General features: G+C 45.7%; 18 protein-coding genes, 2 tRNA genes and 1 pseudogene. 11 read left to right on the top strand and 10 right to left on the bottom strand.

Translation table 11 applies throughout. The annotated features are described in order from the left end of the window. Nucleotides 1-332: 332 nt before the first annotated feature. On the top strand, nucleotides 333-1,280 hold the full coding sequence (locus BMW79_RS06760) for a hypothetical protein (protein WP_089892249.1): 948 nt from the start codon (nucleotides 333-335) through the stop codon (nucleotides 1,278-1,280). 342 nt (nucleotides 1,281-1,622) lie between these two features. Here BMW79_RS06760 and BMW79_RS34375 read toward each other — a convergent pair. Further along, a pseudogene (locus tag BMW79_RS34375) lies at nucleotides 1,623-1,829 on the bottom strand (TetR/AcrR family transcriptional regulator); the annotation flags it as partial. Between the two features lie 499 nt (nucleotides 1,830-2,328). On the opposite strand from BMW79_RS34375, the gene BMW79_RS06745 reads away from it, so the two are divergent. Continuing rightward, nucleotides 2,329-2,859, top strand: a complete 531-nt coding sequence (locus BMW79_RS06745; RefSeq protein WP_089892246.1) for a DUF6036 family nucleotidyltransferase — start codon at nucleotides 2,329-2,331, stop codon at nucleotides 2,857-2,859. A gap of 557 nt (nucleotides 2,860-3,416) precedes the next feature. Here the strand turns inward: BMW79_RS06745 and BMW79_RS06740 are convergent. Together BMW79_RS06740 and BMW79_RS06735 are read right to left on the bottom strand one after the other, a co-directional pair. Beyond that, a tRNA-Pro gene (locus tag BMW79_RS06740) sits at nucleotides 3,417-3,490 on the bottom strand. A gap of 75 nt (nucleotides 3,491-3,565) precedes the next feature. Beyond that, nucleotides 3,566-4,180: an RNA polymerase sigma-70 factor gene (locus BMW79_RS06735; RefSeq protein ID WP_177192064.1), complete on the bottom strand. Its 615-nt coding sequence runs from the start codon at nucleotides 4,178-4,180 to the stop codon at nucleotides 3,566-3,568. A 147-nt stretch (nucleotides 4,181-4,327) separates the two neighbouring features. Between BMW79_RS06735 and BMW79_RS06730 the strand changes: the two genes are divergently transcribed. The 3 genes from BMW79_RS06730 to BMW79_RS06720 all read left to right on the top strand — a co-directional run bounded on the left by BMW79_RS06730 (nucleotide 4,328) and on the right by BMW79_RS06720 (nucleotide 10,710). Next, nucleotides 4,328-5,293 carry a FecR family protein gene (locus BMW79_RS06730; protein ID WP_177192063.1) on the top strand — a complete coding sequence of 322 codons (966 nt, stop codon included), beginning with the start codon at nucleotides 4,328-4,330 and terminating at the stop codon, nucleotides 5,291-5,293. A 265-nt stretch (nucleotides 5,294-5,558) separates the two neighbouring features. Further along, complete coding sequence (locus BMW79_RS06725; RefSeq protein WP_089892237.1) at nucleotides 5,559-8,960, top strand: TonB-dependent receptor; 3,402 nt, start codon at nucleotides 5,559-5,561, stop codon at nucleotides 8,958-8,960. Between the two features lie 34 nt (nucleotides 8,961-8,994). Then, nucleotides 8,995-10,710 (top strand): RagB/SusD family nutrient uptake outer membrane protein, encoded by a 1,716-nt coding sequence (locus BMW79_RS06720; RefSeq protein WP_089892234.1) that lies wholly within the window; start codon nucleotides 8,995-8,997, stop codon nucleotides 10,708-10,710. A gap of 41 nt (nucleotides 10,711-10,751) precedes the next feature. Here the strand turns inward: BMW79_RS06720 and BMW79_RS06715 are convergent, their stop codons facing one another. Next, nucleotides 10,752-11,630 (bottom strand): MBL fold metallo-hydrolase, encoded by an 879-nt coding sequence (locus BMW79_RS06715; RefSeq protein ID WP_089892231.1) that lies wholly within the window; start codon nucleotides 11,628-11,630, stop codon nucleotides 10,752-10,754. Between the two features lie 139 nt (nucleotides 11,631-11,769). Here BMW79_RS06715 and BMW79_RS06710 point away from each other — a divergent pair, with 139 nt between their 5' ends. Then, on the top strand, nucleotides 11,770-12,279 hold the full coding sequence (locus BMW79_RS06710) for a GNAT family N-acetyltransferase (RefSeq protein WP_089892228.1): 510 nt from the start codon (nucleotides 11,770-11,772) through the stop codon (nucleotides 12,277-12,279). Nucleotides 12,280-12,376: 97 nt separating this feature from the next. On the opposite strand, the gene BMW79_RS06705 is transcribed toward BMW79_RS06710, so the two are convergent. Further along, a complete protein-coding gene (locus tag BMW79_RS06705) occupies nucleotides 12,377-12,886 on the bottom strand; it encodes a hypothetical protein (protein ID WP_143059095.1) in 510 nt (169 codons plus the stop codon). Between the two features lie 303 nt (nucleotides 12,887-13,189). Here BMW79_RS06705 and BMW79_RS06700 point away from each other — a divergent pair, with 303 nt between their 5' ends. The 4 genes from BMW79_RS06700 to BMW79_RS06685 all read left to right on the top strand — a co-directional run bounded on the left by BMW79_RS06700 (nucleotide 13,190) and on the right by BMW79_RS06685 (nucleotide 19,350). Beyond that, nucleotides 13,190-16,009 carry a S8 family serine peptidase gene (locus BMW79_RS06700; RefSeq protein WP_089892222.1) on the top strand — a complete coding sequence of 940 codons (2,820 nt, stop codon included), beginning with the start codon at nucleotides 13,190-13,192 and terminating at the stop codon, nucleotides 16,007-16,009. 8 nt (nucleotides 16,010-16,017) lie between these two features. Further along, complete coding sequence (locus BMW79_RS06695) at nucleotides 16,018-17,688, top strand: amidohydrolase family protein (protein WP_089892220.1); 1,671 nt, start codon at nucleotides 16,018-16,020, stop codon at nucleotides 17,686-17,688. A gap of 124 nt (nucleotides 17,689-17,812) precedes the next feature. Then, nucleotides 17,813-18,211, top strand: a complete 399-nt coding sequence (locus BMW79_RS06690) for a hypothetical protein (protein ID WP_089892217.1) — start codon at nucleotides 17,813-17,815, stop codon at nucleotides 18,209-18,211. A 2-nt stretch (nucleotides 18,212-18,213) separates the two neighbouring features. Next, nucleotides 18,214-19,350: a hypothetical protein gene (locus BMW79_RS06685; protein WP_089892214.1), complete on the top strand. Its 1,137-nt coding sequence runs from the start codon at nucleotides 18,214-18,216 to the stop codon at nucleotides 19,348-19,350. 41 nt (nucleotides 19,351-19,391) lie between these two features. Here BMW79_RS06685 and BMW79_RS06680 read toward each other — a convergent pair whose 3' ends face one another. The 5 genes from BMW79_RS06680 to BMW79_RS06660 form a co-directional block, all read right to left on the bottom strand. Further along, nucleotides 19,392-20,138: a DUF1269 domain-containing protein gene (locus BMW79_RS06680; RefSeq protein WP_089892210.1), complete on the bottom strand. Its 747-nt coding sequence runs from the start codon at nucleotides 20,136-20,138 to the stop codon at nucleotides 19,392-19,394. A gap of 103 nt (nucleotides 20,139-20,241) precedes the next feature. Next, a complete protein-coding gene (locus BMW79_RS06675; protein ID WP_089892207.1) occupies nucleotides 20,242-20,583 on the bottom strand; it encodes a hypothetical protein in 342 nt (113 codons plus the stop codon). A gap of 126 nt (nucleotides 20,584-20,709) precedes the next feature. Next, complete coding sequence (locus BMW79_RS06670) at nucleotides 20,710-21,324, bottom strand: hypothetical protein (protein ID WP_143059094.1); 615 nt, start codon at nucleotides 21,322-21,324, stop codon at nucleotides 20,710-20,712. 357 nt (nucleotides 21,325-21,681) lie between these two features. Next, nucleotides 21,682-21,755, bottom strand: a tRNA-Pro gene (locus tag BMW79_RS06665). A gap of 195 nt (nucleotides 21,756-21,950) precedes the next feature. Then, nucleotides 21,951-24,347 (bottom strand): ABC transporter permease, encoded by a 2,397-nt coding sequence (locus BMW79_RS06660; protein ID WP_089892201.1) that lies wholly within the window; start codon nucleotides 24,345-24,347, stop codon nucleotides 21,951-21,953. Between the two features lie 183 nt (nucleotides 24,348-24,530). On the opposite strand from BMW79_RS06660, the gene BMW79_RS06655 reads away from it, so the two are divergent. Continuing rightward, a complete protein-coding gene (locus tag BMW79_RS06655; protein WP_089892198.1) occupies nucleotides 24,531-24,989 on the top strand; it encodes a DUF1569 domain-containing protein in 459 nt (152 codons plus the stop codon). The last annotated feature ends 79 nt before the right edge of the window (nucleotides 24,990-25,068 follow it).

Genomic DNA, 25,068 nt, shown 5'->3' with positions numbered 1-25,068 from the left:
ATGCGCTGAAAAAATCAGGCATTTCAATTCACAAAAACAAAGGAAGCTTTTTCCGGGATTGCAGATCTGAAAGGGATTCCGGCAAGAAGAAAAAAGAGGATCGTTTGGAAAAAAAGCTGAATATTTATATTCAAAAATATTTAAGGCCCCTCATCATCTCAATATTTTATTCAGCACTAATTTGATAAGGAATCCTTATATATTTGGCAATGCTCATATTTCTCCCGTTTTAAACCTTTTGTTGCTGCCCTGCGTTATTAACCTGCAAATTGCCGTTATCAATAATCCTATTACTCAAAAAACCATTATTCATCCCCCTCAAGTCTCACATTATGAAACGTATTGTATTAATCGGTAACAAATCATGGGAAGTAGAACCCATATTGAATGCGCTGTTGAATAACACCATTCGTCCGCAAACGTTGCCTAATCCAGGCCAATTAAACTATCCCTGGACCTTTCCTCAGGGAACTGCAAAACCAAGGGCAGTGTGGGATAATTTTTCCCACGTTACGGTAGAACTATGGTGTATACAGGACATTATGGATCCGCAGTGGAACCCATCCAGCTCAGAAGGCAAACATGCCTGCCTTCCGAAGGTGCTGGCCTATCGCAAGGAACAGCCTGACCTGGTGGTGGCTATGGGAACTGCGGCACTGGGATTGAATAACAGCAATAACAATGGCTGTGTCACCCTGGGCAGCAACATCTTTATCCATAATTTCCATCCTAACGGCGAAAACGCGCAAAGTAAATGGGATGATCCGGCTCATTTTGAGAAAGTGCTGCCATCTGCTATTTCGGCTGACTTTTTCAAACTCCTCGATGCAGCAACAGTCGGCGCAATAGAGTCTGGTTTATTAAAGCCTTACCTGAATCCATCTCCTAATATTGAGGTGATGAATGACAAAGACTATATTGGCGTAAGCGTCGTGAATATCACAAACTATGCGGATTATGCCACCTCTGATCAGGCCGGCCTGCAGGTATTGGCTAACACCGGTAACAAGAAGCCTGTAGGCTCGGTGGAAACCACGCATGGCGTAATACGGCTGCTATGTGAAGCACCTTTTATTTTCATGTCCGGTATTACGGATAGGGAAGGGCATTTTGCTGATGATGTAAATGGAAAAGATGGAAAGGGTAATGTAAAAACAACTGCACAGAACTTTACTGCAGCATTTAACATAGGTGTATGCCTAAGCCATATGATACCTAAAATGGCTACCTATGTAGCTGCCAGTCATTCGAAAGCTGACAAGGTACCTGCGGCGCTCTAGTATACTGAAGAACCGGCAGCGCAACCCTGCCGGTTCTTTTCACCAGCGTGTACAGATAAATCAGGAAAAAGATTAGCCCAGCAATAGCGTGGCTGGTTATTCTTATAAATCAGGTCTTTACAAAATTACCCGCCGCGTAAAAAAACCTGCCGTCTTAACAGTAAGACTTTCCTTAATTTTCAACAACTCCTGTCATGTTACTGTGCCTTTTCCTTTTCGAATCATTAAAGGGGATATATCCCTTTAATGCTAATGAAAATTTCATTTTTTGTGAATTTTATGAAGCAAAAGCAGAGGGCTAAAAAATAGTGGAAATGGACAATTCAACTTTAAAATATCAGATTATAAATTGCGCTTAATGAATTTTGTAACGCTTTGTAACGGTTTAATAAAACTGCTGGTGAGTGTGGGTTTCAGGATTTCGTTGATGATAGCAAGGCCCATTTCATCTTTTATTTTAAAATGATAGTAAAATGCGCCTTTTGTTACTTGAGTTATGGCAATAATGTCGTCTATACTCGTTGTCAGATAACCTTTGACATAAATGAGTTCAAATGCTTTTTTGCAAAATCATTAATCGGGTTGACACGGCCTTTTTCATAAAGTACTTCCTGGTATTTTTACAAAGAAAAGAATTGATAACACCTTTACAAGAATAAATTCTCCACTTCTTCAATAACAGGGTGACAAATGTTGCTGCAGAATCTTTTAATGCTAAAAATAAAATCCTTCAGGAATGCTCTAAGAGGTGTACGTGATATAGAATTTTTTCTCTACAGATTAACTAAACTTTATGCTTAAAAATTACACCATCCCCCAACTTTTCAACTTGATCCGGATTTTCCCTTAAATAAAAACAGGATAAACGAGCATAAATCTCATTTGTCCTGTCAAGTCGGGGCGGCAGGACACATTTCGAACTTCTTTATTGCCGACCTAATCGAAATATAGATATTTCGAAAATTACCATATCATAAATTAATAAAAATCATTTATTTAGTTTTAAAATTTGCTTCGCACACAGAGTATCCCTAACTTGTAATTATATATGGTCTCTTTTTTCGAAAAAATAATAGCAATACTACATAAACTCAATATTCCATATATGCTTTCAGGCAGCGTGGCAATGAGTTTATATATTGTACCTAGAGCAACACGAGATTTTGATTTTATCATACATCTTGAGTCAAAAGATATTGATCGATTTATTGCAAATTTTGAAGATGGGTATTATTGTGACAAAGATGCCATACAAGACGCCATAAATCGCCGAAGCATGTTTAACATTATTGATCATGCATCAGGTTTTAAAGCAGACTTTGTTGTTTTGAAGTCTGATCCATTCAGGCAAATGGAATTCAGCAGAAGAGTACAAATAGATTTTTATGGTCAAGTTGTCTATGTAGTTTCAGTTGAAGATCTGCTTATTTCTAAACTTATATGGATTCAGACTTCTCAATCTCCGATACAAATGGAGGATATCAAAAATCTGGCTTCGCTCGATAATTTAGATTGGGACTACATTAAAACATGGATTGACAAGCTAAAAATAAACACTTTCAACCTTCTTGAAATATGACAGACACACCGGCTCATATAAAACAATTACAGCTTAAAATCTGGCTTTCCAAGCCTCCAATGGAAAGGCTCAAACGAATGATGGAGGATAATACAGCTTTAAATACGTTTTGGACCGTAGCTAAAGAACAAAGGAAAAAGACGCTTACTCTAACTAAATTCAAATAGCTTTCTCCTGCCTGGATGGCTTTTTCTGCGCTTGCGAAAATGTTACTCGGTAGACTCAAACAGTTTTACCAATAATTCTAATTCACTGATTTCTCTGATAAATTCAACAAGTCAGGCGACTATACGAAATTTTCGGTGATTAGTTTTTCGAAAGCGTTTTTTAAGCGAATTTGTTCAGATTGACCGTTTACAAATGGTATGTATGCTACGGCTCTTTTAGTATAATCAGCTCCCTTCTCTTTCTGTTCACCTTCCAGCAGTACTTCTGTAAGCGTCAACATAAATGCTGCTCGTTTAAGGCGGCACGTGTATATAAACAATTGAATTCTTGCTAAGTAACAAAAGGTCAAAAAAAAACCTCGCAGTAAAACTGCAAGGCTTCTTTCTAAGTCGGGGCGGCAGGATTCGAACCTGCGACCTCCTGCTCCCAAAGCAGGCGCGATACCGGGCTACGCTACGCCCCGTCTCCGACTTCTGTGTAGCGGGATGCAAATGTAGGAAATAAATATTCACAAAAACAAATACTTCAAAAAAAAATTTCAGAGAGTGGCGTGTTTCAGTAGCAGGAGTAATAACATCAGGGACAATTCATCATTGAAAGAAGCCCTGAGAATGCGGAGTGCCTTGCGCATATGTTGCTCTACCGTATTCACGGAAATATGCAACCGCTCTGCTACTTCCTTATTGGAGAGTTGTTCATCGCGGCTCAGGAGGAACACTGTACGGCATTGCTGGGGAAGTTCCTGGATCTTTGCACGGAGCCTGGTTTCCAGTTCCTTTAGTTCCAGCGTTTCCTGGCTGTCGCCGGATTCAACAGGCAAATGATTCCGGAGCATCGCTTCCTTTTTCAATTGCAATAATAATTGCCGGTGATAATTAAAAATGCGGTTACGGGTGGCAATGAAGAGGTAATTTTCCAGAACGGTGTGTTCCTGCAACGTGGGCAGCTGCCGGTGAAGGGATAAAAAAACATCCTGCACCAGTTCCTGCGATGCTTCCATATGACCCGTTTTTTTATAGGCCAGGTTAAGCAGGCGGATAAAATGACGGGAGTAGATCATCTCAAATGCCCTTTCATCTCCATTCCGCCATAAACTGAGCAGCGCCGAATCCGTATTTTCCGTGTTTGGTCCGATTGGAATAAATTTTATCAAATCTAAATAATAATTCACTTTTTCTTTAGCGGTTTGTATAACCCTGTTCTCTTGTAAAAAAAATTTCCGGGGAGATAACGGTAACGGATTAATTTGGTGTTTTTAATAATAGCTAGCCACGTTATCGCAGTTATGGATGATCAAAACTTGTATCACTTATTAAAAAAATATAGTCAGGGCACCTGTACTGCAACAGAACTGGCAGCGCTGGAAGCCTGGTATGCGGCGCTTGGCCGGCAACTCCCGGATCAGGTGATCGATCCGGAAAGTGATGCGGCACAATTGCTCACCCGGCAAAAACTGCAGGAACTAAAATCGCGTATGGGACAGCCGGCTGCCATGCAGGTGGTAAAAACACCGCTGTGGAAAAAGGTGCTCCGCTATGCTGCCATCTGGATCGGTGTAGTCGCCACTATCGGTGCAGGCTATTACCTGTTACACGACAACAGGCAAACCAACGGCTACGCGATGGAAGCATCCCGTTTTAACCGCTATATCACCCTGCCCGATGGCAGTACGGTTATCCTCCATGCAGGCAGCCAGCTGCAGTTCCCGGAGGCCTTTACGGGTACCAACAGGGAGGTAACACTTTCCGGAGAAGCCTACTTTGATATCCGGCGCGATAGCCTCAAACCCTTTATCATTAACACGGGCAGGCTGAAGACCACCGTATTGGGTACCGCTTTTAATATACAGGCCTATCCGGGTGTACACGAAATAACGGTATCGGTTACACGTGGAAAGGTAAAAGTGGAAGACGACCGGAAAGTACTGGCCGTATTAACGCCTGATCAACAAATTATTTATAATACAACAAATGCGACCGCCGCTCAGCAAACAGTGAATGCCAGCGCAAAAATAAACTGGACCACCACTGATATGACATTTGAAAATGCCACTTTTGAAACAATTGCTGCCAACCTGAACAGACGTTACCAGGTAAACATACAGTTTAGTAATGAAGCCCTGAAGCAATGTCCCATACGCGTCTCTTTCACAGGAACAGAGTCCCTGAAAGAAGTATTGGATGTCATTTGCCAGGTAAGAAATGCAACATACACAATAGACAACGGCCATGATGTGCTGATCAGAGGAAAAGGATGTAACCAGTAAAAAACGGTATTGCATCCAGGAGATAAAAGTGAATACCATTATTCACTTGAAGGATTTTTCATGCCCTTTTTGCTAAATCAATTTAGCGAAAAACAGTATACCAGATCGTTAAACAATATAGAAAAAAAGGAAGCCGATGAAACCAAAATTAATTGCTTAAAAACTTGTAATAGTCACTATTTAATTCACTAAAAAACATTGACAAATAGCCGTCACAACTGCGGTGAAGGCCACCTATTTCCAAATTTTTAAATCCTTGCCCGTTATGCAAAATTCATTAGCTGTACAAATACAGCTGAGCACCCGTCTATTGCCCGCTATCAGCCAATATGTGCGGCTCATGATGAAAACCATTACCTTAATGACGCTGAGTATGCTGATGCTGACATCCGTTCTATGGGCTTCTCCCGGGAAAGCACAGGACATGTCTACCAAAAAAATCACACTCACACTGAAAAATGAAACGCTGAAAAATGCGCTGGGAAAAGTAGAAGCCCTCTCCGGATTCCGGATGGCCTACCCTCCGGAACAAATCAATAAATGGAAAAATGTGAATCTCTCCAAAGCTACCCGCAGCGTGAAAGAAACACTGGAACTATTGCTGGCGGATACGCAGCTCAACTTTAAACAATCCGATAACATCATCGTCATCTTTCGTCCGGCAGAACAACTCAGCGCCAACGTCGATACCACCATTCATCCGCTGCCCGCCGCCACCAATTCAGCCCCCATGCGCACCATCATCGGTTCTGTGGTGGAAAATAAAACCAACACCGTACTACCAGGCGTTTCCGTGCAGGTAAAAGGCACCAGCAGAGGTACACAAACACAAAGCGATGGTACCTACAGCCTGCAGGTGCCCGCCAATCAGAAAGTCCTTGTCTTTTCTTTCATCGGATATGAAACAAAGGAAGTGGAAATAACGGCATCCAATCAAACAGACGTAACCCTGCTACCTGCCAGCTTCGGTCTTAAAGACGTGGTAGTAGTGGCTTACGGCCAACAGAAAAAAGCAACCGTTACCGGCGCCATCGCTTCCATCAATACCAAAGAACTGGTGCAAAGCCCGGTATCTAACCTCACCAACGCGCTGGCAGGCCGCCTTCCCGGCCTCATCACCACTCAGCGCAGTGGTGAACCAGGTGTAGATGGCAGCTCCCTTTATATCCGGGGCGTTGCCACCCTCAACGGCGCTTCTCCGATCATCATGGTAGATGGTATAGAACGCCCTATGGACTATGTAGATCCCAACGACATCGAAACCCTCACCATCCTGAAAGATGCAGCGGCTACCGCCGTACTCGGGATGCGTGGCGCCAACGGGGCTATCCTCATCACTACCAAACGCGGTAAAGCCGGCCCTCCTGCTGTGAGCTTCCGCGCCTCTACCGGTATCACCGAAGCCACCCGCTTACCGAAATACCTGGGTTCCTACGACTACGCCACTCTCTACAATGAAGCACTCGTAAACGACGGAGCAGAACCCGCATTTAACCAAAAACAACTGGAAGGATACAAAAACGGCTCCCTCCCCAATACCGATTACTACAAATTCATGATGAAACCCTCTTCTGTAGCCCAGGGCAACCTGAACGTCAGCGGCGGTAACAACATCGCCCGCTACTTCATTTCTGCCGGATACAACGTACAGGATGGTATTTACGCGCACTCCAAAGAAAATGCAGATGGCTATAACGGCAATAACAACATCAAACGTTATAACCTCCGTGCTAACGTAGACGTGGATATTACCCCTACCCTGGCTGCCCGCGTAGATATTGCCGGTATCATGACCGATCGCCGCGATGGTAACAACAGCGCCGGCGATATCATGAACCTCGCCAACCGCATGGCGCCTATTTATCCCATCTTTAACCCCAATGGTTCTATGTGGGGCAATGGTACCTTTCAGTCCAATATCTTCGGGGAATTATCACAGAAAGGATACCGCCGCTTTTATAACAACACCGTTCAGGGAACATTTGCACTCACCCGTAAACTGGATGTCATCACCAAAAATCTGACTGCAAAAGCGTCTTTCTCCTACGACAACACCAATACCCCCAGCGCTACCTATGGCCGCAATTACGCCGTATTTGAGCCGCTCTACGATGCACAGGGAAATATTACCAGCTACAAACAATCCGGCCAGGATACCAAAATAGATCCAAACGGCTCCTTCAACGGTGGAGGTGCTAACCGCAGCACTTATCTCGAAGCAGTGATGAACTGGAACCGGCAATTCGGAAAACACGAAGCTACCGGTATGTTGCTCTGGAACCGCCGCCTTACCGAAAGTGGCGCCTCTATTCCTAAAGCGTATCAGTCGCTCCTGTTCCGTGGTACTTACAACTATATGCAAAAGTACCTGCTGGAAGTGAGCGCCTCTTACCAGGGATCTGAAAACTTCCCCAAAGAAAGCCGCTATGGCTTCTTCCCATCGGTATCTGCCGGCTGGGTACTCTCGGAAGAAAATTTCATCAAAGACAATGTATCCTTCCTCAGCTTCCTGAAAATACGAGGTTCCTATGGTGAAGTAGGTAATGACCAGGCAGGAGATGACCGCTTCCTGTGGTTTACCTCCTGGGGTGGTGGCGATCCCTACTATTTTGGTACCAACGCCGGCCAGGCAAACGGCTGGAAACAAGGCGCCATTGGCAACCCCGGCGTTACCTGGGAACGCGGCCGCCAGGCAAATATCGGACTGGAAGCCCGCCTCTGGAAAAATTTGCTGGGCATCACGCTGGATGTTTTTAAACAAAGAAGAAGTCAGATCCTCATCAGACGTAGCACTCTCTCTGATGTATTTGGCCAGGATATCAAAGCACAAAATATCGGTATCGTAGACAATAAAGGCTTTGAACTGGAACTGAGCCACGAAAACCGCATCGGCAACGTAACCTATTTCATCAAACCCAATGTTACTTTCGCACGCAACAATATTGTATTCCAGGATGAAGTGCCACAGGCATATCCCTGGATGAAACGCACCGGTCACCCGATTAACACCAAATTCGGACTGGTAGCCGACGGATTCTTTAAAGATGAAAACGATGTAAAAAACAGCCCGTTCCAGAACTTCTCCCAATATGGTCCCGGCGATATCAAATACAAAAAACTCACCGGAGATACCTACGATTATATACAGTCTAATTTCGACGAAACAGCTATCGGTTACGCACGTACGCCGGAAATCATGTTCGGAGCTACTTTAGGCGCCGCTTACAAAGGCTTCGACATCTCCCTGCTATTCCAGGGCGCTACACATACCGATCTGCGCCTGGAAAATGAAGCCGTGTACGAATTCTTCCAGGGCGGAAAAGTGAAACCATTCCACCTTGGCCGCTGGACACCTGAAACAGCGGCTACTGCCACTTATCCACGCCTGCACAGCAGCACCAACGGCAATAATCACCGGGCCTCTTCCTTCTGGGTGAAAGACGCCAGTTACCTGCGCCTTAAAAATGCGGAGATAGGTTATCAATTACCCAAAAAATGGATCAAACCGGTAGGACTTTCCTATTTCCGTATATACGCCAACGGTATGAACCTGCTTACCTGGGATAAGCTGAAGGACTACCAGGTAGACCCGGAAATAGGCGATGGCAACGGCGCCATGTATCCTATCCAACGGATCTGGAACTTCGGAATTGATGTTAGGTTTTAAGTAAACAGCTGTTAACTTTTTTAAATTCAAAATTATGTACGCTCGTTATAGAAAAATGTCTGGTTGGTGGAAACTGCTGTTAGGTATCGTATTACTGGGTTCCATCGCTTCCTGTAAAAAAGGCTTTCTCGACAGAGCCGCCACCACACAACAACAGGACAAAGATATCTTTACCAGTTTCGCCATGACCGACCAGGTGGTCAGCAACCTGTACTCCCGCCTGCGCGGTGCTTACACCTATCTCGGTGGCTACTCTATGTCTTCCGGCACCGATGAAGCTAAAGATGCTTCTTCCTGGATGGGCTCCATGAGCTTTAACAACGGCTCCTGGTCTGGCGCCAACAACCCTATCGGCAACACCTGGAGAGATAACTACGTAGCCATCCGCCAGGCAAATGCCATCCTGGAGGGAGTGGCAAAATACAATACGCCGGACGACGCCAACAATCCCGGTGCCTTACAAAACCGCATCGGCGAAGTATATTTCCTGCGGGCTTATTATCTCGCAGAACTGATCCGTCAATACGGCGGCGCTATCATCGTCACCAAAACTATTGATCAATCAGATGAAGTAGCACTGAATCAGCCACGTAACACCTACGATGAATGTGTGGCACAGATCGTTGCTGATTGTGATGAAGCCATCAAACGTCTCCCCGTTATCTACCCTACTACACAGGTGGGCAGGGTTACCAAAGGCACGTGTATGGCTTTAAAATCCAGGATGCTCCTGTTCAGCGCCAGCCCGCTCTGGGCCATCGCCGGCAAAACCAGCTACCAGGGTGATATCAGCACCGGCACCAGTGCTACTGATCCGGAAAAATGGCGTAAAGCCGCCGCTGCTGCCAAAGAGGTGATCGATCTCCAGGGTACACAGGGCGCCGAGTATAAACTTGAAAATACACTGGCCGACCGACTCAATATGTTTACCAATAACACCCTCCTCAGTAAAGAAGTGATCTGGGTGAGAATGAAGGAAACCAACGATTCCTACGACCGCTACCTCTTTCCATACGGCAGCAACGGCTGGTCCGGCTGCTCGCCCACCCAGAACCTGGTCGATGATTATGAAATGGCCAATGGCAAAGCTATCACAGATCCTGCCTCGGGTTACAATGCGGCTAAACCTTATGAAAACCGCGACAAACGTTTCTATACCGATATCTCCTACAATGGCGCTGCCTGGAAAGGCCGTAAGATCGAAACCTTCGAAAGAGGCAAAGACGAACAAAGCACACAGACCGATCATAGCAGAACCGGCTACAGCTGCCGCAAACTGGCAGACGAAAGTATTACCATCAACCAGGCTCCGGGCAGAGATGTACATGGCATCCTCTTCCGCCTGGCAGAATGCTACCTCAACTATGCAGAAGCCCTGAATGAATACGATCCCGGTAATGCAGATATTGCCAGGTATATTAACCTGATACGCTCCCGCGCCGGACAGCCGGAACTCCCTACTGGATTAGGTCAGGCCGAAATGCGCCAGCGCATCCACAACGAAAGAAGAATTGAACTCGCTTTTGAAAACCATCGCTTCTGGGATGTACGCCGGTGGAAAATAGCAGAAAATACAGAAAAGGTAATTTATGGTATGCGCCCCATTGCAGATGAAAGCGCTCCCGGTGGTTACCGTTACGAGAAATTTAAAGTGGAAGACCGCCTCTGGCGAAACGCGATGTACCTCATCCCCATCAACACGGATGAAACACTGAGAAACCCGAAGATGAAACAGAACGAAGGTTGGTAATAGTACAAATAAAAAAGGACCGGCATATTTGCCGGTCCTTTTTACTGATTAACAGGTGTAGTAGAAAGTATATCCCTTACCGTTAGTCCGGGTAATAACCGGAACACCGGGATATTGATCGCATATTTTTCACAGAGATCTTTAATGCTCCGGTCAATCTGCTCCGCACTATAGCGGGAAGAGAAATGCCCCAGCACCAGCTGCTCCACACGGATATGGCTTACCATATCCATCACTTCTTCCAGCTTACTGTGTTTATTCTTGTGCGCAACAAGTTTCACATCTCCCTCGCTGGCTAAAAAAGTAGCCTCATGGATCAGCACTCCCGACTGATCCCAACGCGCCAGGTCTTGCACCGGCGTATCACCGGAATACCCCACCAGGTTGGTTCTTACTTCCATAGTGGTACTTTCTTTTCCTCTTTCGAGGATGATCTGTCGGATTTCTTCTGGCGGAAGCGCTGCAATTTCCGGCTTCACCTTCTGTTTTACCTGCATCACTTTATAACTCAGGCTCCGGATAATGTGCGGCTCCGTAGTAACATGCTCATTCCGCACCGGCACCACTACCACATCATCTTTCACCCATATCTCCTCTTCCGGTCCTACGGCCTGCCACTGCGTACCGCGAATATGCGGATCAAATCTTTTTGAAAATTCCTCCATGGCCGGAAAAGATTTGCTGTCTCTCGGATAACAAATGACCGGCAATCCTTCGCGGGCATTCAGCTGATTCAGTTGCAATAACCCCGTGAGATGATCCCTGTCGGCATGTGAAATAAATACATGACTGATCTTCCTGCTTTTCTGTAAAAGCGCTGCGGTTAGTCCATCGCCGGCATCCATTAAAATACCCAGTTCTTCCAGGAAGTACCAGGTGGAAAACAATGCTGTAGAATAACCGGATATCGTTAGTTTCATCTGAGAATCTTAGTTACTTTATAAAGATAGATATAATTAGCATACACCTCACTGATAAGCACAATAAGCCATCTGATATGGTAAAAATAAACAAAACTGAATCTGTTTTATTTGCGCTTTATGTTTCAATTTTGTAGCTATGAGGTACATTATTCATAGCAACCCGGAAGATATCGATGTTATTTTCAGCCTGTATGACGCAGGCACCGAACTTCAAAAGATAGTAGCTAAAAAGCACTGGCAGGGCTTTGACCGGGAACTGATTGCTACCGACATCCGGGAAAAAAGATGCTGGAAAATAATGGAAGATGACCAGATGGCCTGTGTATTTTCTATCACTTTCCAGGACCCTTTTATCTGGAAAGAAAAAGACAATGATCCTGCCATTTACATCCACCGGATTTCAACGCACCCTAACTTTCGCGGTAAAGGTTACGTAAATGATATAGTGCGCTGGGCAAAGGAATATGCAGCCGCTAACGGTAAAGCATATATCAGGATGGATACCGGCAGTGGTAATGATAAACTGAATAATTACTACATCAGTTGCGGCTTTAATTACCTGGGTGTGGTAGCTACCGTTGATAGCGAAGATCTGCCCGCTCACTACAAAGGAGGCACTTCCAGTTTATTTGAAATACAACTGTAATTCATTTATTATTTTTTCACCATGAATTACGTCAATTGCGTGACGCTGATGCTGGTGCATCAGGGGCATGGGAAAAATTACAGTGAGAGGGGGCTGACTAAGGATTGTATAGTGGCCAGAAAGCAGTATCGTATGATTCACCATCTCTTCGCCTCCTGTCATTTACAATGGTATTCCCTACGGCATGATACCATGTAGTAATAATCTCCGTTTCTCTCGTCATATCCATTTCAACACCTCTGAACAAAAATAAATGATCATCTTTCCAGCGATATTCTTCCTTATTGTGAACACCACGCGCACCGGATACATAATAGCTGCGTAATACCTGACTGGCGCTATCATACTTAGCCGCACAAACACGCCCTGGCATAGATACACGCACAAAACTATCTGCATGATGCAGATAGATATAACTACTCCCCATGCCGTGTATGTCAGGATGTCCACTCGCCATGACATCCGGTATATGATCTCCATTGGCATCTTCCAGCCGGAAATCCAGCCAGTCATCCACACTATCCAATAGTTGCCATCTCTGCTCGTGTATAAAAACATAACTCAGGTTATTATTTCCTGTTAAGGAGACAACACAGATATTATCCAACTGAAAAGAATCTTTTACGAAACTGCTTGTATCTGATTTACCCAACAATTTAATCAGGGGAATTATATCAATGGGGGCTGCCTTTCCGGAAATACTGACAGCAAACTTGTCTGCTGATGGGGATTGTTCAGCAACAGGAGTACGCAAGGGCTCCCTGCAGCATAATATCAGCAACAAAAGCGGCATAAGCCAAAGACTACTCTTAAACATGTACTAAATATAAATATTTCAAATCTCCTTTTTTTTTCCTAATTTTCTTTACAGAAGATAGTACCCCAATTACCCCAGATAATTAACCTCGAAATGATACCTCATTGGAAAGTAATCCAGGAAGTAGCTAATCGTTTTGGTAACCGCCGGTCCGACTTTGAAGCAGCTGAAAGAAAGTTGAATGCCTTACGGAATGCCAATCAACCTTTAGTACAACTGGAAGATAACGCCACCCGCGTGCAATACCGCGTAGCACGTGAAAACACACCCGTAGTAGCCACTGCGCTGGAGCGCATTACCGGCACTGCCGATTTCCAGGATAAATACGTACTCGACCGGCTCTCGGAGATGTCGAGGGCAGTATGCCGTATCCTGAAAGGAGGGGCGCCAATCGGCACCGGCTTCCTCGTTACCCCGGATATCCTGCTCACCAATCACCATGTTATTGAATCTGCCGCTGACGCGGAAGATATGATGGCGGAGTTCAATTATGAAGTCGATCCCAACACCAAAGCCTTGAAAAGAAGCGCTGCCTTTAAGCTGGACGCCCGTAAGTTCTTTCTTACATCCAGCCTGGAAGTCAGTAAAACCGCGCTGAATACAGGTCTGGACTTTACCCTGATAGGTGTCAATACCACCGGCAATTTCGGAGAAGCGCTATCCCAGTTTCCCCCGATCCGGCTGGATGGCAACCTGGGTAAAATCATCAAGGGAGAAGCCTGCGTGATTGTACAACACCCGAATGGGTTACCCAAAAAAGTAGTGATGAAAGATATTCATTTCTTCTCTGAAACTGGTACCCGGCTGGTGTATGAATCGGATACACTGCCCGGCAGCAGCGGCTCCCCGGTTTTCGGTCTCGGCACCTGTGAAGTGATCGCCCTGCATCATAGCGGTCTTTCCCGTACAGACGACCAAAACCGTGTGCTCACAAGAGACGGACAACTGGCAACTCCCGATACACCGGATGATCAGATCGACTGGATCGGTAACGAAGGCATTAAAGTAAGTGTAATAGTGAGCGCCATACGCGAAGCCTCTCTGTCGGCCGAAATGGAAAATGGCCGTAGCGCCCTACTCAGAGATACAGATATCATTGCACCACAACTGCAACAGGCGCTGGCGGATCAAACCGTGATCCGGCAAGGCATTAACCAGGTAGTAACAGCCGCCAATAAAAATGATGCGGTGAACCTGCCCATTATTCCTTCATCTCCCAAAGAAAACACCATGGATACTCCTGCTACAAATGCGATCAGCAGCCTCACACCCTTTATTATTGCAGCCATGAATAAACCGGCTACAGTAGCGCAGATAGAGGCCGTATTGTCCCTGAAATATCCACCGGGTGTAAAGCTATCGCTACTCACGCCGGCCACCGCAACACCCGATAAAGAAGCGCTCTTTACCTTTACCGTCAACTTCAGTGGCAATGCCCACGAAGAAGCACGGGAACTGGCCAAAATACCAGGCATTTTTTATGCAGAAGCCGACCTGCCTTTGTATCTCAATGCAGACACGGCCAATGTGCTCAGGAAAGGCGGCGGGCCTACGGAATCCGGGTTCCTGTTTGATGATGGATATGGTACTCCGAATGAAGATCTCTTCCTGAAAAATTATACTGTAAACGCCATCAGCAAATTTGTATCCGGCAAAAAAGAAGAAGAATACCGCCGCTGGAACTGGCTGGCCACCGGCTTTGATAAAATACTGACGCCGGAAAAAGCCCCCGTATCTCCCCATGAAAAAGGAATCCGCGTAGTGCAGTTCGATACCGGCTTCACCGATCACTCCAAAGTCATTGACTCTTTTGATACCGACAATGACTACAACTTCCTCGACAATACCGACGTAGCCATCGACCTCCGTACGGTTGCCTTTGGCAAGCAACCCGGTCACGGCACCCGCACGGGTAGCCTCCTTATTGGCCATCAGTATTCCCCGGCAGCCGGTAATGGCAATTGTGGACTACTCACACCCGACAATTATAAACTGGTTCCGTTTCGTATAGCCGAAACGGTGGTGATCATCAACCGCCAGCAACAATTGGCAGCCGCACTGGATGCGGCGATTGCCCAGGGCTTTGATATCATTACCATGAGCATGGGTATTCCGCCCACCTTAACTACCGCCAAACTCGCCAGACAAGCCTATGAAAGCGGTGTGATCTGGTGTTGCGCCGCCGGCAACAGCGTGCAGGCCGTTGTTGCTCCCGCCGTATTTCCGGGCACTATTGCCGTAGCAGCCTCTAATCCGCTCGACCGTGAATGGACCGGTTCCTCCCGTGGCGATACCGTAGATATTACCGCTCCCGGTGAAGACGTACTGGTCCCCATCTGGCAGGAAACCAGCGACCACCCCGAAGGATTTGCCTATGGCGATGGTACCAGCTATGCCACCCCACACGTGGCCGCTGCAGCCGCCTATTGGCTGGCCAAATACCAGGACATCCTCAAAGCCCCGGAATATGCCGGCTGGAAAAGAGTAGAAGCATTCAGACAAGCACTGAAAGACTCCGCACGCAAAAGCGATCAGCTACCCCGGAAAGGATTTGGCAGCGGTATTCTCAATGCAGAAAAATTATTAAATACCCCGCCCAAAGCAGCCAACAAATTAAAGAACCCCTACGACGGGTGGAATGAGAGCGCTTTTTTAAACTCCCTGCAAGGATATGCCGAAATCGTAAAAACATACTGGAACAAATTACATGACGCCATCTTCGGCACCAAAAGAGGCAACCAGGAATCGCTCGCAGCGCCGGCTACGCAATTATCGGACAGCGCACGCGCACTGGAAAGCGCCACTTTCGGAACGAGTGTAAGCGCCTATGAAAGCGCCACCACCACCACTTACCCGGATCTGCTCCAACGATTTAATACCGTCCAGTCTATCATCGAAAATGCTGCAAAATAATTGACCCCATGGCAAACAAGATCTTCGATTTCCATTTTCACCTGCTGTTCAAACATTATCTCAGCAATGGTACACCTATCAATGAACAGATAAAAACAAGCGGCGTGGCCAGTTTACTGAACGATCTCTTTGGCGGCCCGTTTAACAGCCAGGCATCGCCCAACCAGGTAAAAGACAGTCAGCTGTTTCTCGGCGTCACTTCCATTATCAGTCTCGAACATGCTTTTGCCCGCCGCATCCTGCATGTACTGGGCATCGATTTCTCCGGAATACTGCCGCTGAACCAGGATATTGTCAATAAAACCCGCGATGGCCAGACCAACTACTATGCGGAGTTTAAGCAACAGGTAAAACTATATCTCGACAATAAAAATTTCCTGGCTGCCGCACCCTATCATATCAGGTATACCGGCCGGAAAGACTGGCTGAATCAAAGCCGCCAGCAAATTATTGATACCCTGAAAAATGATAACGAAACACGTTACCTCATTTTTTCGATAGAAGGCGGACATAATTTATCCGATGTGCCCATCCGTGGCGCTGCACTTTCCAGAACACCGGAACTTAACCTGAAAGAGATCCAGGACAATAGCGAACTGGATTATATCAGCATCAACCTTTGTCACCTGAGTTATATTCCGGAACAATCACTGGGAGGATTTGCACAGGGACTGAACAAACAGGCACAGATTGCCTTCAGCAGCGAAGACTTTATGCCCAAAGCAGGGCTGGGACTAACACAGCTGGGCAAAAAAGTAATCCGCCAGGCTTTAACACATGCTACACGGCCAGTTCTCATCGACATTAAACATATGAGTGTGTATACGCGCTTTCATTACTACCGCTACCGTGAATCGCTCATCAATGAAATACCGACTGTGAGCAGGTTACCCATCATCACTTCTCATACCGGTTTTACGTTTACCTCGTTGAGTAATTATCTCGCAAAAAAACAATTCAGGTCCAACACCGGTATGGAAAACGGCACATTTGTATGCATAGTGGAATCCGAAAACAGGAAGATCGGTAAAACCAACGATGCCATCAACAGTGGCCTCTATGGCAACCCCTGGACCATCAATCTATTCGATGAAGAAATTATAGAGATCATGGGCTCCAAAGGATTGATCGGCGTTAGCCTCGACCAACGTATCCTTGGAGCGGAAAAGATGATCGACAGCAGCCGGCCGCAATATTTTGATCCGGAATACATTGCGAAAGAAGAGTGGGAGAAATTGTTCAGAGACGGACAACTGCCCGGTGCAGAAGGACTGTTTGATTTCCTGAGCCTTCCTTCCAGGGCGGAACGCCACCTGATGCTGTTGTGTCTGCATCTCGTATATGCGGTACGCGTGGGTAATACCGGCCTGGCCTGGCAACCGGATACTTCTCCCTGGGATCACCTGAGCATCGGCTCTGATTTCGATGGACTCATCAATCCGATCAACCGCCTGGATAATATTGTGGAATTATCTTCTCTCGCAGCCGGGTTAAAAAAATACCTGCCTGTTGCTGATAAATACCTGAATACAGGAGATGGAAATAATACCCGTTCTCTCCGCTACAATCCTTCAGACGGCTCTCTTGATGTGGGATATCTGGACACTGTGATTGAAAAATTCATGTATACCAATGGCGTAAATTTCACCGCGCGGTATTTAACAAACTGGGAAGAATAGGACAACGTAATTTGTTTTTATTGTCAGCTCGTTTTATCTTGTGCATCATCGTTCCTGTGAAGCTGAAAGTAGCGCTGACCCTATATCCCGCGCTTTTTTATGATCATCATTAACTATAATCAATATGGACTCCTATCAGGTTGGGGCAGGTTTAGACCTCGTTAAATTTGCGTGTGATGTGAACACCTTCGGACTGGCCCGTTCCCGTGCGCTGGTCACAGATGAAGGCAGAACCACTATTTACTGGACAGAAGTATCTACAGATGCATCCGGGGATATTACCAGGGCGCCCATCACAGATGCCACTACTTTACCCGGTAAGCAATTACTGGTACTGACGGAAATAAGTCTCGCCATTTTTACGGATCAGAACCAACGTAAAACAGAATCAGAGCGGCTTACCGCACTTTACTACCTCGAAGGTGGGCCACTGGGATTTACAAAATTCTTTCCCGACCAGGTGGTCCCAAATGAAGACTACACCAAAGTGATTGTCACCAAACAAATCCTTTTAATTCCCTGACGATGAAACGCCTGCTTCTTTTTTTATTGTTAACCCTGCCGGTGGCAGTTGCTGCGCAGAACAGCGCCGGGCCTGTGCAACCGAAAGATCTTGCCGCACCCAGGTCACCAGGTTTTCAGTTGATCGATCTTTCCCCCACCAACATTGAAGCCCCTACCACGCCGAAAGCGCTGGTACTCGGTATCCTGCAAACATTTGATGGCAGCACCGGGTGGCCGCAAAGTTATTCGATGGAAACCTCCCCGTACTGGTGGGTAAAATCCGGTGATCATAATGCCTATAAATACCTGGGCCTGAAAACCACCAAACTTCCATCCGGCGCATTAAAGGTAACGGGACAGGATATTTTCTCCGGATTAAAATTCGCTTCCGTGTCTGCGTCCTTTACATCCAAAGATATGCTGCCCGATACCGCCAGCACTACGCAAAAAGTGTTTTCCGCCGGTGTGAGAGCGAATATCATCCGTTGGTACCGGGCCAAACATTTTGATCGCCTTAATAAAGCGGTGAATGATTGGGCCAGTCAGCCGCCACCTGCAAAACTGGTGTTAGCCACCGCCGGCAAAACCGGCGATGAACTGAAACAGGCCATCACAAAATACTGGGAGGAAAACCCTGATCAACTGGCCGCCAACATCGCCGACCTGATGACAGAAAAACCCCTCATCTCCTGGGATATTGCAGGCGCCTATGCTACCTACGGCGTGGGAGACAGCACCTGGAAAACGGGCAGGGCAGGCGTATGGACTACTGTAGCCAGTTACATTCCCTTGAATCCAAGTGATAAAAAGCCCACTACCAACTATCTCGATGTACTTGTAAATGCCCGTTACATGTATGATGGTTATGCACTATCGCCCAAGAGCGGACTCGTAAAATCCAATAATATAGATGTAGGCGGAAAGGTGGCTTTTGAGTTTAACCAGTTTTCTATCGGGTATGAATTTATGTACCGCCATTATTTCCTCGATGAAATAGATGAACAATACAGGAATGTAGGTGTAATCAGTTATAAAATCAGGGATGGTTTGTATATCAACGGTGCGTTTGGAAAAAATTTCGGAGATAAACACAGCATTGTTTCTCTCTTTGGTATTAACTGGGGATTGGGCAGTGGCAAGGCTTCCCTGGGAGAGTAAGATTATTCAGCAGGAACGGGAGTTCCGTTCCTGCCGTATTTTTACTTCGTCATATTTTTCAATTCTTCTTCCAGGGCGGCCAGTTTTTCCCGATACCTGGCAATGCGGTTGTGAATAAATTCGGCCCTTGTTTCTTTTACCAGTCCTTTTTCTTCGGCCAGCGTTGTATCTGCTGCGGCTTTAAAGGCGGCAATTTTTTCCTTTCTTTTTTCTTTCAGGGTAGTTATCGTTTGCTGTATTTTTTCTTTTTCTTCCTGAGATGCCAACCGCAGCGCGTTCCTGTCTGCTGCAATCTCTTCGTCGATGGCCTCTAACTGCTCATTGGAGATTTTGTCATACTCATATTCCACATCTGTTCTGACCAGTTTTCCCCAGGCATCATTCACGTAAGTATCCAGGAACACTTTATTATCTTCGTCTACTTCTGCAATAATAGCTACCATACCGGGTTGCAATTCATCGGCCACTTTGCCGGCAAAATCCCGTGAGAAGCTGTAATGATCAGATTCCCAGGCGGCGCCCGTAATCGTACCCACCAACATACCAGCCATCATCCCTACCGGACCGCCAAGTACGCCTATCAAACCACCAATGGCCATACCTGTTAAGGTACGGGAACCTTCGGCGGTATCCTGTTCCAATACCGTTACTTCTCCTTTTTCATCTTTCCTGATCATCACACTTTCATAAATGGTAATGTCGCCGATGGCTTCCAGTTCCGTTAATTTCTTTGCAGTATTCATTGCCTGCGCTTCTTCTGAGAAAGAAGCGATGATAAGGTTTGTCATCTTACGTACTTTTTTAGTGAAAGAGATCAAGCGTAATTCCTTATCAATATAACACTTGTGGGAATAGATTGTTCCCTCCTGACTTGCAATCCTCTGAAAGATGCTACTGGCTTACCTTTAATTGCAACTCTTTTTCCAGGTCATCCCTGAGCTTCGTGAAGTATACATCGAACAGAAACTTCCATCCGGGATATTCAGCTTCCAGGCATACTTCAAAAGTGCTGTCGGTTTCTGTCACAATCAGCCGCCCGTCTGTATAATCAGCAAACTTTTTTGCCTGACGGTTTACCGGCTGACTGCTGCCGGAAAAGGCCACCATGTTGTCGCGGATAGCAGTTTGTCCTGCTCCCTGGGTAAGGATTTCACGCTCATATAATTTCAGCAGTTGTGCAACGGAAGCGCCGGGAATCCGGGCTTTCAGAAAAGAGGTAGAGGCGATAGGCATTCTAATACATTATTAATAATTCGAATGTACTAAAAATAGGGGAAAGTGTCTGGTGCTTTCCTTCAAATCTTCAAAGTGTTAACACAGCGACACTTTGGAATGTGGTAATAACTGGTTTCCCGGCTACTATTTAATTAAAAAAAGGCCAAAGGAATAGGTGAATAAATAATTTTGACCTTTTAGCCGGATTACTACGGGCAGTGTCATGTCACTACACTTAAACTTATGCCCAGTCACCTGGTAATATGCCAGGTAAACCGGAGAAGGAAGTTTCCCATTCTGCCAACGGATCAATACTTTGTCATCGAAGGTTTCCGGCGCTACCGGTAATTTAGCAAAGTCATTTTTATACAGCTCGTCCTGTCTTACGAGCAATACGTTATTCTTTACTTCAAAAACATCACATTTTTCCCTGTTTACCGTCTGGTATTCACATGGCTTCAGGCCGTAAGCCTCTAATAGTTTGATTTCATAGTCATCTATCAGCTTAAACTTTACACTGTCTGCCAGCCCGGCATCCAATGCTGCATACTTTTTATTGATGCTGTCTTTAAAAACAACTGTTTTAAAAGCTTCCTGCTTTTGATAGTCAGGATAATCGTATTTCTCCCTGTTGAAGTACAAATTTCCCTGCTTGTCGATATAAAATGGTAGTTCCCAGTCAAAAGTATGCTCCATGATCACTGTTCCGCGAATGTCGATAATCTTAAATGGCAGCTTGCTGTTGTCTGGCTTTAACAAGATCCTTTCGTCCTTTAAGAAAGCTACTTCGGAGAGCTGTTCTGTACCAAATACCTTTATGAATTTCGTAGTGTCTTTTAAAAGATCCGCCAGGAAAGGAACTTCGGGATGTCTATCCTTTTTTGGGAAAGGATTACACGCCAATAGAAATATGCAACAAGTACTTATCAGGAAGATGGAGACCGGGGTTCTTTTCATTTTTTTATCTGGTTACATAACAACTAACCGCTAAAATACATTCAATTGTTGAAGATTACTATGATGGGGTGGCAGAAGAAGATTGCTGAGGAAATTATTATCTGCACTGTTGGTGCAAATAAAAAAAGGATAGCATAAATGCTATCCTTTTTTTCTAAGTCGGGGCGGCAGGATTCGAACCTGCGACCTCCTGCTCCCAAAGCAGGCGCGATACCGGGCTACGCTACGCCCCGAAATCCCTTCTTAGTCCGCGTTTGTTGCTTTAACGGCTGCCCTTGTGGCGATACCTTTGCTTCAATTGCGGAGTGCAAATGTAGGAAATTGTTTCACATAAAAACAAATTTTTTTAACAAATTTCAGAAAAATAAGTCAAAAGTCCTTACTGTAAACACTTTCAGCGCTTACCCTTTTTCTAAAAATGTAGCCGTTTATTCTGATCGCAGGCTCTTCACCGGGTTCGTCCGCGCTGCTTTCATGGATTGATAACTGACCGTGATAAAGGAAATAATAAGCGCCGCCATCCCGGCCAATGCAAAAAACCACCAACGGATGCTGATATGATAAGCGAAGTTCTGTAACCATTTGTTCATGACCCACCATGCAACCGGGAATGCGATAAGCAAGGCAAATACCACCAGCTTTACAAAGTCTTTCGACAACATCCCTACAATACCTCCCACACTGGCGCCTAACACTTTTCTTACACCAATTTCCTTGATGCGTTTCTGTGTGGCAAAAGTAGTGAGGCCGAAAAGCCCGAGACAGGATACGATCACTGAAAGTACCGAGAAAATATTGAACAGCTTGCCCATGCGCTGCTCTGTGACGTACATGTTTGACAGGTCATCATTTACAAACCCAAAGGAAAAAGGAAAATCGGTATATACCTGCTGGAATACTTTTTTCATAGTTGCAATGCTCCGCTGTACGTTGGCAGGAGGTGTGCGCAGTACAATATATCCTGTGTTACCATTGAAATCGCCGTTGCTGGCATGCCGGATGATCAGCGGCTGTATTGGCTGCTGCACCGGCTTAAAGTTGAAATCCTTCACTACTCCCACAATAACGCCGTTGCGTTGATCCATACTCATTTTAGTACCAACGGCATTTTCCGGATTCAGCTTCATGACTTTCAGCGCGGTTTCATTGACCACATAATTATGCTCATCTTCCTTAAAGTCACGGGTAAAAAACCGCCCACTCTTCAGTTGCATACCAAAGGTGTTTACAAAATGATCATCCACCCACATTTGCGGGAATATGGGCTCATAGGTTGGATCTTTCCCTTCCCAGTTCACCGACTTCGTACCTGTAGGCATATTCGTAGGCAGGTGACTGATAAAAGTATAGTTATCCATTTCCGGGTACTGCCCCATCACATTTCTCAATGATTGCTGGTTTTGTATAAGATCGCCCAAACGGGGAATCGGCACGTACAACAGGTTTTGTTTATTGTAACCAATATCCATGGTACGGATAAACTGCAATTGCTTATACACTACGATAGTGCCTGTCATCAGGATCACGGCAATGGAAAATTGCACCACTATCAGGCTGTTTCTGAAAAATGTTTTGCGGCCATGCAGCATCTTAACGCCTTTCAACACCTTCACCGGGTTAAAAGAAGAGAGGAACAAAGCGGGATAACTACCGGATAGCAGTCCTACTGCCACTGCAATACCCACCAGGCTTAGTATTAATTTTATACTCAGGAAATTAATGGAGATCGACTTGCCTGCCAGGTCATTGAATAAAGGCATTAATAGCCACGCCAGGGCGAGGCCCAGAATTAGTGAAATAAAAGACAACACCAGTGCTTCACTCAAAAATTGTATGACCAGTTGTGACCGGAACGCACCCACCGTTTTCCTTAAACCCACTTCCTTTGCCCGCTGACTGGATAAAGCGGTAGATAAATTCATGAAGTTAATACCGGCAATCAACAGGATGAAAATAGCGATGAGGGAAAAGATATTCACCTGCTGATAACTCCCCTGACCGGGTACATCCAGCATCAGGCGGGAATGCAGATGCACGGCGGTCAGCGGTTGTACGTAAAGAAAGCCCTGTGTTTTCGAAATATCAAGGCGACGGTAAACTGCCATGATCTGTTGTTCCAAAGATGCCAATGCTGCCGGCGTTGCACTGAAGCGATCTTCCATCTGCACGTACGTGTATACATCAAAATTTCCCCATGCCTGCTCCAGGTTGATGGTTTTTGAGTAAAGCTGTATAGGGAGCAGCAGATCAAACTGCAGATGTGAGTTCGTCGGGAGATCCTTTAACACACCTGTTATCAGTACATCGTTGCCATTGTAATCATTGTCGATATGCAGGGTTTTGCCCATGGCATTTTCGGGGCTGCCGAAGTATTTCTTTGCCCCGCTCTCGGTTAATACCGCGCCATTTGGCTCTGCCAGCAGATGCGTGGCATCACCGAGTAAAAGCGGGTAACTGAAAATGCGGAGGAAATTACTATCTGCATAATAGATATTCTTCTCTTCGTATTTCTGACTGCCTACTGATACCATGCATTGCAGCGCCGACAACCGTGTTACATTCTTCACCCCGGGCACAGCCTCCCTGATGGCCATGGCTACCGGTACAGGCACCACTGCCGCTTCAATATCCCCTACACGGGCGGTGAGGCGGTAAATGTTGTTTGCATGGGTATTAAAGGTATCATAGCTGCGCTCATCCTGTACCCACAGGAAAATAAGAATGCTGCAGGTCATGCCTGTAGCCAGTCCTAAGATATTGAGACTTGAAAACAGCTTGTTCCTGAAAAGTTGCCGGAATGCTGTTTTCAGATAGCTCTTGAACATACGGGGTGGTATTAATACGTTAACGGCATGACCAAGAAAATGCCAGTAATTTATTGGCTTAAAATTAATAAATTACATTTCTAAATAAATCAGATATGTCCGGTATTAATACATAAAATGTGCGTTTTTAAAGCACGGTGATACCGGCATCACATACACTACAACTGATAAAATACCTGTAATATGGCCTTACCTGATATTTTTACCGAACCGGTGGCAACAGCCGTTATCCGGAGAATAGAACAACTGACACCCGATTCACAGCCGCAATGGGGCAAGATGAATGTAGCTGCTATGCTGGCGCATTGTAATGTTACCTATGAAATGGTATACGAAAACATACATCCCCAACCAGGCTTCTTCATGAAAATGATCCTGAAGAATTTTATAAAGAAGGCGGTTACCAGTGAAACGCCCTATAAGCGAAACATTCCCACTGCTTCGTCTTTCCTGATCAAAGACCAACGCAAATTCGATATAGAAAAGGAACGGCTGATCCGGTATATTCTTAAAACCAGTCAGCTGGGTGCCGCTCATTTTAACCAGAAGGAATCGCATTCATTTGGTAAACTGACGCATGAGGAGTGGAACAATATGTTCTACAAACATCTCGACCATCATTTAACACAGTTTGGCGTATAACCTCTTAAAAAAAGGCATTAAAACGGCGTTTTGCAAAACGCCGTTTTAATGCCTTTTAAGCCCCTGCCACCATCCTCTC

Origin of the sequence: Chitinophaga arvensicola, assembly GCF_900110835.1 — a bacterium.
Lineage (GTDB): Bacteria > Bacteroidota > Bacteroidia > Chitinophagales > Chitinophagaceae > Chitinophaga > Chitinophaga arvensicola.
The sequence above is the reverse complement of the archived record's forward strand: the minus strand, read 5'-3'. Positions and strand labels throughout refer to the sequence as shown.